The 13,346-nt window shown below is 40.3% G+C and carries 10 protein-coding genes, 1 tRNA gene and 2 pseudogenes; 6 read left to right on the top strand and 7 right to left on the bottom strand.

What is annotated here, in order from left to right; genetic code table 11:
• Positions 1-554 precede the first annotated feature (554 nt).
• Positions 555-1,112, bottom strand: a complete 558-nt coding sequence (locus PSF28_RS20695; RefSeq protein WP_210836456.1) for a tyrosine-type DNA invertase — start codon at positions 1,110-1,112, stop codon at positions 555-557.
• A 339-nt stretch (positions 1,113-1,451) separates the two neighbouring features.
• Between PSF28_RS20695 and PSF28_RS20700 the strand changes: the two genes are divergently transcribed.
• Entirely contained in the window at positions 1,452-1,814 is a 363-nt protein-coding gene (locus tag PSF28_RS20700) for a YibL family ribosome-associated protein (RefSeq protein ID WP_210836453.1), read from the top strand.
• 177 nt (positions 1,815-1,991) lie between these two features.
• Here PSF28_RS20700 and rhuM read toward each other — a convergent pair.
• From rhuM to PSF28_RS20715, 3 genes and pseudogenes are all read right to left on the bottom strand, one after another.
• Positions 1,992-2,357 (bottom strand): annotated as a pseudogene (gene rhuM, locus PSF28_RS20705) (RhuM family protein); the annotation flags it as partial.
• A gap of 41 nt (positions 2,358-2,398) precedes the next feature.
• Positions 2,399-2,578, bottom strand: a pseudogene (locus PSF28_RS20710) (DUF932 domain-containing protein); the annotation flags it as partial.
• A gap of 252 nt (positions 2,579-2,830) precedes the next feature.
• Positions 2,831-2,925, bottom strand: a tRNA-Sec gene (locus PSF28_RS20715).
• A 309-nt stretch (positions 2,926-3,234) separates the two neighbouring features.
• Here PSF28_RS20715 and prlC point away from each other — a divergent pair.
• Together prlC and rsmJ are read left to right on the top strand one after the other, a co-directional pair.
• Positions 3,235-5,277: an oligopeptidase A gene (prlC, locus tag PSF28_RS20720; protein ID WP_210836451.1), complete on the top strand. Its 2,043-nt coding sequence runs from the start codon at positions 3,235-3,237 to the stop codon at positions 5,275-5,277.
• Complete coding sequence (gene rsmJ / locus PSF28_RS20725; protein WP_210836449.1) at positions 5,270-6,040, top strand: 16S rRNA (guanine(1516)-N(2))-methyltransferase RsmJ; 771 nt, start codon at positions 5,270-5,272, stop codon at positions 6,038-6,040. The genes prlC and rsmJ overlap by 8 nt, the downstream gene beginning before the upstream one ends.
• An 83-nt stretch (positions 6,041-6,123) precedes the next feature.
• Here the strand turns inward: rsmJ and gdhA are convergent, their stop codons facing one another.
• Entirely contained in the window at positions 6,124-7,458 is a 1,335-nt protein-coding gene (gene gdhA / locus PSF28_RS20730) for an NADP-specific glutamate dehydrogenase (protein WP_004263145.1), read from the bottom strand.
• A gap of 266 nt (positions 7,459-7,724) precedes the next feature.
• A complete protein-coding gene (uspA, locus tag PSF28_RS20735) occupies positions 7,725-8,159 on the bottom strand; it encodes a universal stress protein UspA (protein ID WP_004263149.1) in 435 nt (144 codons plus the stop codon).
• Positions 8,160-8,610: 451 nt separating this feature from the next.
• Between uspA and uspB the strand changes: the two genes are divergently transcribed.
• A complete protein-coding gene (gene uspB / locus PSF28_RS20740) occupies positions 8,611-8,946 on the top strand; it encodes a universal stress protein UspB (protein WP_004906561.1) in 336 nt (111 codons plus the stop codon).
• A gap of 131 nt (positions 8,947-9,077) precedes the next feature.
• On the opposite strand, the gene pitA is transcribed toward uspB, so the two are convergent.
• Complete coding sequence (gene pitA / locus PSF28_RS20745) at positions 9,078-10,568, bottom strand: inorganic phosphate transporter PitA (RefSeq protein ID WP_272685591.1); 1,491 nt, start codon at positions 10,566-10,568, stop codon at positions 9,078-9,080.
• 375 nt (positions 10,569-10,943) lie between these two features.
• On the opposite strand from pitA, the gene PSF28_RS20750 reads away from it, so the two are divergent.
• Positions 10,944-12,146 (top strand): NAD(P)/FAD-dependent oxidoreductase, encoded by a 1,203-nt coding sequence (locus PSF28_RS20750; protein WP_272685592.1) that lies wholly within the window; start codon positions 10,944-10,946, stop codon positions 12,144-12,146.
• Positions 12,147-12,642: 496 nt separating this feature from the next.
• On the top strand, positions 12,643-13,341 hold the full coding sequence (locus tag PSF28_RS20755) for a pirin family protein (protein WP_109913168.1): 699 nt from the start codon (positions 12,643-12,645) through the stop codon (positions 13,339-13,341).
• Positions 13,342-13,346: the final 5 nt, after the last annotated feature.

The raw sequence follows: 13,346 nt of genomic DNA on the forward strand, positions 1-13,346 counted from the left end.
TTATGTTGCATTACAGATTGATTTTTATAGATATTTTATTTATCCAATTGATTATCATTGATAATTGATTAATTTTTTTGTTATATATTATATTTCTGTATTTTAAAGCATCAATTAAAGGTTTTTAACTCACAAAAACCAAAAATATGAATTTATCATCTAAATGATTTCACTTACATCGTGTCATTTCACAGAGTGGCTTTATTTAGCAATCAAAAATGGACTATTATTGTGAAAAAAATGATTAAAATATGATAACAATTAGTTAACCACGAAAGTGGTTTACTGACACTCTTAATTGGAGTAATTAAATCATGATAATTCAAAAAAAAATGAATAAATAAAATTATTAACTAATTTTATTTTTAAAGGCTGGAAAATAAATTAGTTGAGTATGTTGTTTGTGGCTTTAAAAATAATTATTGCCCTTAATATGCATAAGAATACCTCAGTTTTATCAAATCAATTGCCTAAATAACTGAGGTATTCTTGGTGTTTAGTTCATATTATTATGTTTAGTGCTAGCCTTATGTTGATACAAGTCATTAAATTGCTTATTGATTCAACCAAATACCACTAAACCTTTTTTCATTACTCGCAGTATAAATTACAGTATGGGCGATATTTCGATGCCCTAAATAGTCTTGGATTAATCGTGTATCCCGACCTAAATCAGCTAATGCATAGCCGCATGCATGCCTTAGCATATGAGGATGAAGCTTTACAGGAAGCCCAGCTATTTTTCCATACTGCTCAAATAAACGATAAATTTGATAACGAGAAATTTGGCTTCCCTTTTGTGAAATAAATAGACAATCTGATCCCGCTGTTTTCCAAGAATCTCTTTCAACTAGCCATTTTTCAATCGCATTAAACTCTTCGGGAATTATAGGCTGTACGGTAGACAGCCCTCCTTTTAGTCTCCTAATAAATATCACTTTCTGCACTAAATCAATATCAGCCATTGTGATATGAGTGAGCTCACTAACTCTTAACCCATGCAAAAAGCTCATTAATAACAAGCAATAATCGCGATTAGGATAGCGACCTTGCTTTGTAGCATCCAATAAAGAATTCACCTCTGTACGTGTAATAAATTTACGTTTAGTCATTATGATCTCATCTATACCTCGTTATATTTTGCTATATACCAACGATAAATTAACTAAAAATAATAATTTTTCAGAAAATTAAATATAATATGTCAGAAAGGTCAGTGATGATACCGAAATGCAAGCACTTAATCATAATATCACTAAGGCATAAAAGAACAGAATTGTGAGTGGTTGAGTGATAAGTTGATTTATAAGGTAATTATGTTGTTTTCATTGCATGAATGATGAGCGATAAAGGCGTCCTCACATGGGGTGTCAGTCTATATCCCTTTTCACCCTCTAATACGAAATAGTGTATACTTGCCGACAAGAAATTTATTCACGGTTAATTAAATAATGAAAGAAATTGAAAAAACACAAATTAAGCTTCTTAGCGACCGCTTAGACCTTATTCGTCACCAGATGGCAAGTATGCAACTGACGAGCGATGCAGAAAAATACGCAGAACTCGAAAAAGAAAAAGTGACGTTGGAAACTGAAATTACTCGCCTGAAAGCGGTGCGTAACACAAAGCTCAGCAAAGAAGCACAGAAGTTAGTCGATATGCCATTCAAACGACCCATCACTAAGAAAGAACAAGCCGATCTTGGCAAATTGAAGAAGTCCGTGCGAGGTTTGATAATTGTCCATCCAATGACGGCATTAGGCCGCGAAATGGAACTGGATGTTATGACTGGTTTTTCTAAGGCTGATTTCTAGTTAGGGAATCAACCTAACTAAAACCTGTAATGACTCACTAATACTAAAAGGTTCTTAGTACACTTTTCGTGGTTATGAACCGTTAGTGAGTATGAGTTCCCCCTTGTTTACTACGACCACCTCAGGTACTAAGCTAATTTTAGCAATTTAACTAAAAATAGTGATTCTACTATTTTTCTACTTTCCTATTTTCAACAAACCTTTCAGTGCCGCAATATTCATCCTAGCCCTTTCCGCTTCTTTTAGCTGGCGACGCTTTTGAACAAAAATATCAAACGCTACTTTAGCCTTTTCATCAGCAGATTTTTTGCTGATTCCGCCAGCACCCTGCAAGACATTACGGTCATTGAAACTTAAAAACTGATCCAGCTGAGTATCCCAATCCTGTAAAAAAACCTGCTTACGGCACAGTGCTTGGTCTTCGGCAAAATCGAGCCACATATTGACAATGCGATTTAATTCTTTGAGTTCATTTTCACGTAGATAATTCTTCGCAACCGTCACATCCGTTTTACGCACTTCGCCCGACTTATAAATAGCTAGCAAGCACATTATTTGATGTAAAAACAATGAACTACTATTACCTATATCCATTCTCTGCAAGAAAAATGTTTGTGCATCTTTTCAGTCATCACCCACAATGCTTTATTTAATTTAATATCCCCATCAATACCATTTACTGAACAAGTACGAGCTCACTTACCTTTTGCATTTCGTCCCGATAATCCACCTTTAATTAAGCTCTCCTGCAAACGTTGATATAACCTCGAGATATAACCCCCCTCCATCGGTCATTTTATAGGGGGTTACCATTGGCCTTGAGGCCGCTACCTGGCGGGCGTAAAGCTTCATTGTGGGGGCATCCAAAAAATAGGGAAAAATTATGCCCCCAATTTTGCCCCCAAACAGGGGTAGAAACCAGTAAACAAGGGGAGAATCAGACAGACTTTGAGATGATTAATCTTATTGATTTACAAAGAAAATATAGCTTTTAGAAGAAATTCAGAAACTGCGTTTGGCGGAAGATCACAGGAGTCGAACCTGCCCGGGACTGCTGGCAGCCCCAACTGGATTTGAAATCCAGCCGCCTCACCGGAGACGACGATCTTCCTCTATAGATTGGAAATTGATTATAGACTGAATTCATTATTTTCCAAAGCATTGAAACTACAACTATTGCCTTTATTGATAAAAGCCAACAAAAAACCCATTTATTGATAAGTGTTAATAAGAAAAAACGTTAGATTGATATTGAGGTTTGTACATCTGCCCCCATATACTTTCTTATATTCGCTATGGCGCACTGGTTATATGATCCATAACATTAACCCTATTTGGGTATAAGTTCGCCATTTAACTTTTATTGTCAACACAGTAAGCCTTGGCCTACGAGCACAAGCCTGCAATCACAGGATGTTTTATGACAAATTCATTATTAGCCGATTCCGCACTACCCCGCTTTTCTACAATAGAGCCTGCGGATGTTTTCCCCGCAGTCCAACATGTACTCAATGAATATCGCCAAACAGTAGAAAACCTGCTGAGTGCAACGGATCAATACACTTGGGACAACCTGTGCCAACCTTTAGAAGAAGCCAGTGATAAGCTTTCTCGTGTTTGGTCGCCAGTTAGTCATTTACACTCAGTGAAAAACAGCCCAGAACTGCGCGAAGAGTATGAAAAATGCTTGCCGTTACTGTCTGAATTCAGTACTTGGATGGGGCAACATGAGCCTTTATATCAAGCATATAAGTCATTAAAAGAAGGGGCTGAATTTAATTCCCTTAGCCAAGCTCAACGTAAATCAATCGAAAATACCTTACGTGACTTTGAATTATCCGGCATTGGCTTACCCGTTGAAAAACAGCAACGTTACGGTGAAATCGTCGCACGTTTGTCGGAGATAGCATCTAAATTTAGCAATAACGTTCTTGATGCTACCATGGGTTGGAGTAAGCTCATTAAAGACGAAAATGAATTAGCGGGTATGCCAGAAAGTGCAATTGCTGCAGCAAAAGCCATGGCTGAATCAAAAGGTGAAGAAGGCTACTTACTTACCCTTGATATGCCAAGCTATTTACCTGTTATGACCTATGCTGACAATGCAGAATTACGTCGTGAGATGAGCCATGCATATAGCACCCGTGCGTCTGACCAAGGCCCAAATGCAGGTAAATGGGATAATAGCGAATTAATTGATGAACTAATGGCCTTACGCCACGAATTAGCGCAATTATTAGGTTTTAAAAACTACGCAGAAAAATCCCTAGCGACCAAAATGGCCGAATCGCCAGAGCAAGTGCTGAATTTCCTCAATGACTTAGCCGACCGAGCTCATCAGCAAGGGGAAAATGAACTGGCTGAATTGACCGCTTTTGCTAAAGAGCATTATGGTGTCGATACGCTTGAATCATGGGATTTAGCCTATTACAGCGAAAAACAAAAACAGCATAAATTCTCATTAAATGATGAGCAGTTACGCCCCTATTTCCCTGAACAGCGCGTCCTGAATGGGTTATTCGAGGTTGTTCATCGTATCTATGGTTTAACCGCCAAAGAACGCAATGACGTCGAAACATGGCATAAAGATGTGCGTTTCTTCGAACTCTATGACGAAACCAATACTCTGCGCGGTAGTTTCTACCTTGACCTCTACGCCCGTGAACATAAACGTGGTGGGGCTTGGATGGACGATTGTGTAGGTCGTATGGTGCATAAAGATGGCTCACTACAAAACCCTGTCGCTTACTTAACTTGTAACTTCAACAAGCCACTCGGTGATAAACCTGCACTGTTTACCCATAATGAGGTCACTACCTTATTCCACGAATTTGGTCACGGCTTACATCATATGTTAACGCAAATTGATGTTGCAGATGTTGCAGGGATTAACGGTGTGCCATGGGATGCTGTCGAACTACCAAGTCAATTTATGGAAAATTGGTGCTGGGAGCCCGAAGCCCTCGAATTTATTTCTGGCCATTATGAAACTGGCGAACCATTACCAACAGAAATGCTCAATAGCATGTTAGCGGCGAAGAATTACCAGTCAGCCATGTTTGTTCTGCGTCAGTTGGAATTTGGTCTATTTGACTTCACCTTACACGCTGAATATGACCCAGCAAAAGGTGCGCAAGTCATGCCAACGTTATATGCAATTAAAGATAAAGTCGCAGTGGTTCCTTCACCTACATGGTCGCGCTTCCCACATGCTTTTAGCCATATTTTCGCAGGTGGCTATGCAGCAGGCTATTACAGCTACTTGTGGGCAGATGTGCTCGCGGCAGATGCATACTCACGCTTCAGTGAAGAAGGTATCTTTAATCGTCAAACGGGTCAGTCCTTCCTCGACAATATCTTAAGTCGTGGGGGTTCTGAAGAGCCAATGGCACTGTTTGAACGCTTCCGTGGCCGCAAGCCAGAACTTGATGCGATGTTAAAGAGCTATGGTATCCATGGCTAATGACATTGCGATCCAGTTGATCTGTGAAGAGGGTGCCGATCCCGGCACTCTCTCTCAACTTTCTGAAAAATGGCAGCTTTCTCATACCCCTGATGCCGTTATGGCTGTCGTACTTACGCCTGAAAATTTACAACTGCGTAAGCTAGATGAACCTAAATTAGGAGGAATTTTTGTCGACTTCGTCTCTGGGGCTATGGCCCATCGCCGTAAATTTGGAGGGGGTCGTGGTGAAGCTGTTGCCAAAGCTGTGGGAATCAAAAAAGATTATATTCCCGATGTGATTGATGCCACTGCTGGCCTAGGGCGTGATGCCTTTGTTCTCGCCGCTCTCGGTTGCCATGTCCGCATGTTGGAGCGCCATCCTGTGGTTGCTGCACTATTGGACGATGGCTTACAACGAGGCTATCAAGATGCAGAAATTGGCCCATGGTTACAAGAACGAATGTCATTGATTCATGCATCCAGTATTACAGCACTAAGCGAAATAACCCACGCGCCTGATGTTATCTATCTTGACCCGATGTACCCTCATCGACAAAAAAGTGCTTTAGTGAAGAAAGAAATGCGAGTATTTCAGTCATTGGTGGGAGCAGATGATGATGCAGATTCATTATTAGCCCCTGCGATTGCTTTGGCTAAACGTAGAGTAGTTGTTAAGCGCCCTGACTATGCAGAGCCCCTTGCGGGACAAAAAGCGCCATCAGCGATTACCACTAAAAACCATCGGTTTGATATCTATCCATGCATTAAAGATAACGAATAAACGTAACGGCGAAGGGCGTATGTACAGGTGAATTTATCAGTATGATACAGCCGCCCTTTCGCGTACGTTTTGAGGTCAGAGAATTACAACACACCCTGCCCAAGCATTGCATCAGCGACTTTTACGAAGCCCGCGATATTAGCACCTTGAACATAGTTTGTTTGTTTCTCTTCACCACCGAATTCCACACAATGCTGGTGAATATCCAACATGATATGGTGTAGACGAGCGTCAACTTTTTCAGCTTTCCAACCTAGACGAGCCGCATTTTGAGCCATCTCAAGACCTGACGTTGCCACACCACCTGCATTAGCCGCTTTACCTGGAGCAAACAGCACTCCCGCTTCAAGGAACAGTTCGGTTGCAGGGATCGTCGTTGGCATATTAGCCCCTTCAGCGACCGCTTTAACACCATTTTTGATTAACACTTTTGCTGCATCAACATCCAGCTCATTTTGTGTTGCACATGGCAGAGCAATATCGACAGGCACATTCCATGGTTGCTGGCCCGCTAAGTAAGTTAAGCCAAACTCTTTTGCATATTCTTCAATACGACCATAGTTGTTTTTGATTTCTTCCAAACGTGCAAGTTTTTCTGTTGTAAAACCGTCCTCATCAACCACAGTACCGCTTGAATCAGAAGCTGTAACCACTTTAGCGCCAAGCTCCATACATTTTTCAATGGTGTACTGTGCAACGTTACCTGAACCGGAAACTGCTACACGCATCCCTTCAAAGCCTAGGCCATGGCGTTTTAGCATTGCATTTGTGAAATAAACCAAACCGTAACCAGTTGCTTCAGGGCGAATTAAACTACCACCAAAGGACAATCCTTTACCGGTGAATACACAAGAAGTGTCATTAGACAGTTTTTTCATCATACCTGTCATAAAGCCCACTTCACGACCACCCACACCAATATCTCCCGCAGGGACGTCAGTATTAGAACCAATATGGCGATAAAGTTCTGTCATCAATGCTTGGCAGAAACGCATCACTTCACCATGGCTTTTACCTTTAGGATCAAAGTCAGAGCCACCTTTACCACCACCCATTGGCAATGTGGTCAGGGCATTTTTCAGTGTTTGTTCAAAGCCTAAAAATTTCAGAATGGATAAATTCACAGATGGATGAAAACGCATACCACCTTTGAATGGGCCGATTGCAGAGCTAAATTGTACACGCCATGCACGGTTGACTTGAACTTTACCTTGGTCGTCTACCCAACACACTCGAAATTGAATTACACGTTCAGGTTCAACAAAACGCTCAAGTAATGCTTGGTCACGATACTTCGCATTTTGCTCTAAGAACGGCCAAAGGGAAGTGAATACTTCACGTACCGCTTGTAGAAATTCAGGTTGAGAAGGGTCTCTTTTTTGGACAGACTCCAAGAACGAAGATAGTGATTGTGTCATCTATGTCTTCCTTTTTAACATGTAGTTGTTGTGATGTGCCTCACTCTTTCTTATCATTATTTTTAGGAAATGTGAGGTTGATTTGCGTTTGCCTATTGAATATATCATTAGTTTGTATTCTAAATTCAAGGTTTTTTTTCACTCTATAGCAAAATAAATTGCTTGACCTGCCAATAACTCCCTCAAAATACATATTTTGAAACAAAAAAAACGCCTGCATAAGCAAGCGTTTTTAGTGAATAATATTTCAAATAGCGTGATATGGATTATTCTTCATCATCATTTAGTGGCACAATCAACATATCCACATGGACTGTATTGATTAGCTGGCGAGCAGACGACATCAACTTGCTCCAGAAATCTTGGTGGTGCCCACAGACCACTAAATCCATATTGTATTTTTTAATGGCATCGACCAGTACTTGGCCTAGATCACCGCTACCGCTGAGCGTTTCTTGAATTTCATAACCCGCGCCTGCAGATAAATCCTTCAGAGCATTACGCGTTTCATCAGTAATACGTTGCTGCATGTCACCAAGATTGACATCAATAAGACCGGTATAGAGGTCTGAATAGTTAACATCAACATGGATCATAGATACTTTGGCCCCGTAAGGTTTTGCCATAGAGACAGCCTTATCCAGTAATACTTTACTTTCAGGTGATAAATCTACCGCAACGAGAATATGTTTGTAAGCCATAAGTAAACTCCTTCCGAATGCTGATTATCTGGTGGTTATGCCTTCACCACATCTTTATGAATACTATACCTGCTAATTGTGATTATTAAGTGTTGCTTTGATCACATCTAAGCAGATTAACCTTAAAATCATCACTTCATATAACATTTTATAAAACAATAACATCATTCATTCAATATTAATATATTGCCCTAAAAAATTCGAGTTATGGAGACTCTTTTAGCTTAGGAAAACAACAAAGTTGCACTACAAACTGTGATATTAAAATTCAACTATTCAGGTTTATTTTCTTCAATATAAACAAAAGGTCATCACAAATTTGCACTAACTGCACTTTTTTTAAACAAAAATTTATCCTACAATAAAACAACTGAGTATAAGTATAATTTTTCTGCTGTATTTCCTTTGCGACAATTGCTGTGAGCTTGAGCTAAGTTCTAAGGAGAGGATTATGTTCAGTATGATTGCATTGTTTTGGGCATTATGCATTTTGTGCATCTTAAATATGATGCGGTACTTTTCTTCCGTTCGTGTTCTATTGTCTATTTTAAGGGATTCAGACCCTCTGCTTTATCAATCCGTTGATGGTAATGGTTTTTTTACTACACACGGCCAGCTAAACAAACAACTCCGGTTAGTTCGATACATAAATAACAAACAATACCTTGAACATTATGACCCTGAAGTTATTTTGCGTTGTGAGCGAATCCGTAAGCAATTCATGATGATAAGCAGGCTCAGCATACTTGTTATCGTGAGTCTAGCGTATTTATTGATAACAGGTTAGCTGTGATCTTAACTTTCTAATGAAAAAATAGTGATGGCCTTTCGATCATCACTATTTTGTATATGTAGATTACTGTGTTCATGTAACTGTTAAAGGCTCCATACTCATGTATGAAGCCAAAATTAGCGCGACTAGATAAACAGCAGCGATAGCCAGTATAAACCGCCGGATAATACAATAGACACCGGTAAAGTTAATAACCATGCTAGCGCAATACTTTTAATGGTTTTTGTTTGTACACCACCACCATCGACAACCATCGTACCCGCCACTGCAGAAGATAAAACCTGCGTTGTTGAAACTGGCATACCAGTATAACTTGCCACACCGATAGAGACTGCTGCAGTTACCTGAGCAGATACACCTTGCGCATAAGTCATACCTTTCTTACCAATTTTCTCACCAATGGTCACAGCAACACGCTGCCAACCGAACATGGTGCCTAATGATAATGCTAAAGCAACCGCAATAATGATCCACAGTGGTGCATATTCAACGGTATACAGCAAATCATTACTGAGTTTTTTCAGTAAGCTAGCATCTTTGGAACTTGTTTCTGGTAATTTCGCAACCGCATTCGCAGTATCAGAGATACACATCAGCAAACGGCGTGCGTGGTTACGTTGGTCTGGCGTCAGCTCTTCATAACTTTGAATGCCATCAAGCATCGTTTGAGCTTGATTTAAAATAGCGCCAGTACGTGTGCTATCACAATGGAATTCACCACCGGGTTCATCACTACTTTCTGCAACGGTCGGGGCATTTTCTATTGCATGGTTTAACGCTGGTTTATGTGTTTCATAGTATTGTTGCAGGTGGACAACCGCATCATGTGTTTTTGCGATGTCATAACCGTTAGAATTCATATTCATAACGAAACCTGCTGGAGCAACACCAATTAGCACCAGCATGATAAGACCGATGCCTTTCTGGCCATCGTTCGCACCATGGGAGAAACTCACCCCAACTGCTGACAAAATCAATGCAGTACGAGTCCAGAATGGTGGCTTACGCTTACCATCTTTTTTCTCACGTTCCGCAGGTGTTAAGTGAATACGACGACGTTTCTTTGTGCCACTCCAATAACGGCGCAAAAAGAAAATCATCAAACCAGCAATCACAAAACCGATAGCGGGAGACAAAATTAATGACATGAAAATACTGATCATTTTCGGTATATTCAAGGCATCAACGACAGACGAATCAGTCACAATCGCGTTGGTTAAGCCCACCCCGATTATCGCCCCGATAAGTGTGTGTGAACTGGAAGCAGGAATACCTAAGTACCAAGTTCCAAGGTTCCAAATAATTGCAGCCAAGAGCAATGAGAAAACCATTGCAAGGCCGTGAGCTGAGCTCACATTAAGCAAGAGGTCTGTTGGTAAGAGGTGGACAATGGCATATGCAACGCTCAATCCTCCCAGCAAGACACCAAAAAAGTTAAAAACCCCTGCCACGACAACTGCGAACTGAGCCCGCATTGCTCTGGTATAAATAACCGTTGCTACCGCGTTAGCGGTGTCATGGAAGCCATTTATAGCCTCATAGATCAGCACAAACAACAGTGCCAGAACTAATAATAGACCTGTATGAAATTCTAAACCTGTAAAAAGATGTAGCATAGACGTTAAGCCATTATATGTTGGACATGAACGCGGCGCATTATCAGTGACAAACGCTGGCGGTGGAAGCAAAATCTAACCTTTTTTTGATTTAACTACCCATCAAAAAAGTAGCTCATAGCAATTACTCCATATATTTCAACGAATTATAGCAATCAAACTTATTCTGAATTTTTGAAACTTTTTAACGATATTTCCAGAAAATAATCGTTGTTTGCTTTTTTTAGACGAATTTCTCTAATTATAATACGTCCTGTATAGTTTTCATCAGTTCTTCCTCAAAGCTTTACATTACAATCTCGATGAGATGACGTAAAATATCCCAGTTATCAATGTAATTATGCTTAAAATCAAACATATATAGAGACACTTATTGTGAAAAATTTCGACGTTATTATTTTAGGTGCTGGCGCAGCAGGTTTGTTTTGTGCCTCACACTCTGGCAAACGCGGTTTGAAGACGCTAGTGGTTGATAACGGGAAAAAATTAGGCAGGAAAATATTGATGTCCGGTGGCGGACGCTGCAATTTCACTAATATGTATACAGAGCACAGTAATTACATTTCTACGAACCCGCACTTTTGTAAGTCAGCACTTGCTCGCTATACACAGTGGGATTTTATTGCCTTAGTCGCTAAATATAATATCCCTTATCATGAAAAAACCTTAGGGCAGCTTTTTTGTGATAATAGCGCACAAGATATCGTCGATATGCTGCAAAGTGAGTGTAACCTACCTAATATCACTATTAAGTTACGCAGTGAGGTAACTGCCGTTGACAAAATAGATGAAGGGTTTTTAGTCACGATTAACGGTTCTCAAGTAAGTACCCACTCACTTGTCGTTGCAAGCGGTGGCTTATCGATGCCTGGTTTAGGTGCAACCCCTTTTGGCTATCGACTTGCGGAACAGTTTGGGCATACTATTATTCCAACACGAGCAGCACTGGTGCCCTTCACTTTACATAAACCCCTTTTAGAAACATTACAGGTACTTTCAGGCATCTCTGTCCCTGCAACGGTAACAGCGGCAAGTGGCACCGTATTTAAAGAAAATATTTTATTCACCCATCGGGGGCTTTCTGGTCCAGCCATTTTGCAAATATCCAGCTACTGGAACCCTGGCGAGTACGTGAGTATTAACTTACTTCCAGATATCTCCATCAATGATTTTATCGTTTCAGAAAGACAACAGCACCCAAATCAATCATTGAAAAATACCTTAGCTAAATTATTACCAAAACGGCTAATTGAGGTATTACAAGCCCAAGGACAGATCCCTGAATGTGCGCTAAAACAGCTTAATCACCCTCAAATTGAAGCGTTACACACCACATTACACCAATGGCAGGTACAACCTAATGGAACGGAAGGTTACCGCACAGCTGAAGTAACATTGGGTGGCGTTGATACTCACGAAATATCGTCTAAAACCATGCAGTCGCTTAAAGTGTCTGGTCTGTACTTTATTGGTGAAGTTATGGATGTGACTGGCTGGCTCGGGGGTTATAATTTTCAATGGGCATGGAGTTCCGCGGCAGCATGTGCGGAAAGTTTGCCTCTCCCTTTTGCAGAATAATAGAAAAAAGACTGGAAACATACTCAGTCTTAATCTGACGCTTAACGGAATTATTCCGTTAGGAGTATCCTCCTGTATTGATGTCCAGAAAACCTTAATCCATTGAAAAATAATGGTTAATATTTAATTTCATATAAATCATATAATTGCAGTTTTAATTATAAGATATATTATTTTGGTTAAAAATAATGCTTTACAAACGATAGTGATAACTATTATCATTATCATCACTTCCTCGATAGGGTTACTTAGTCACCCTTTTGCAGGGGGTACGACATTGCTCACATTGCTTCCAGTGTTTACTTTAGCCAGCCTTGCGCTGGCTATTTTTTTATCCACACCACAATTCTCTGCAATCACCGCGTATCTTATTCAAATTTTTTGGATCCTATGGTTAATGGGAGCTACTTTTCTCTGCATATAAATTGGTTAAACTGTCATCAACACATTTAGAGCGAGTTCAACCAAGGTTGAAATCCGTACAGGAGAGAACACGATGATTTATTTACGCAAAGCAAACGAACGTGGTCATGCAAACCATGGATGGCTCGACAGTTGGCATACTTTTTCATTCTCTAGCTACTATGATGAGCAATTTATGGGCTTTTCTGCACTGAGAGTGATTAACGAAGACTTTATTGCTGCGGGCCAAGGGTTTGGAACTCACCCCCATAAAGATATGGAAATATTGACCTATGTGCTCAATGGGACTGTCGAACATAAAGACAGCATGGGCAATATGGAGCAAATCCCTGCGGGTGAATTCCAAATTATGAGTGCGGGTACAGGTATTCGTCATTCTGAATATAACCCAAGCAATGAAGAAGAGCTACACTTGTACCAAATTTGGATCATTCCTGAGAGAACGGGTATTGAGCCACGTTATGAGCAAAAACGGTTCGATTCCAAAGATGGCAAGCAATTGGTGCTATCACCGGATGCACGTGATGGCTCATTAAAAGTTTATCAAGATATGGAACTGTGGCGCTGGGCATTACCTGCAAATGAAACCCACACTCATGCGGTCGCTGATAAGCGAGTTGTATGGATTCAAGTCGTTAAAGGGAATGTGGAAATCAATGGCCAGAAAGCAACCACCAGCGATGGTTTAGCTATTTGGCAAGAAACAGCACTCACCATCAAAGCAAGTGAAGATAGTGAAATCCTGTTGTTTGACTTACCATCCGCAGAATAATCATT

Origin of the sequence: Providencia sp. PROV130 (assembly GCF_028482225.1) — a bacterium.
In the GTDB taxonomy this organism is placed as follows: domain Bacteria; phylum Pseudomonadota; class Gammaproteobacteria; order Enterobacterales; family Enterobacteriaceae; genus Providencia; species Providencia rettgeri.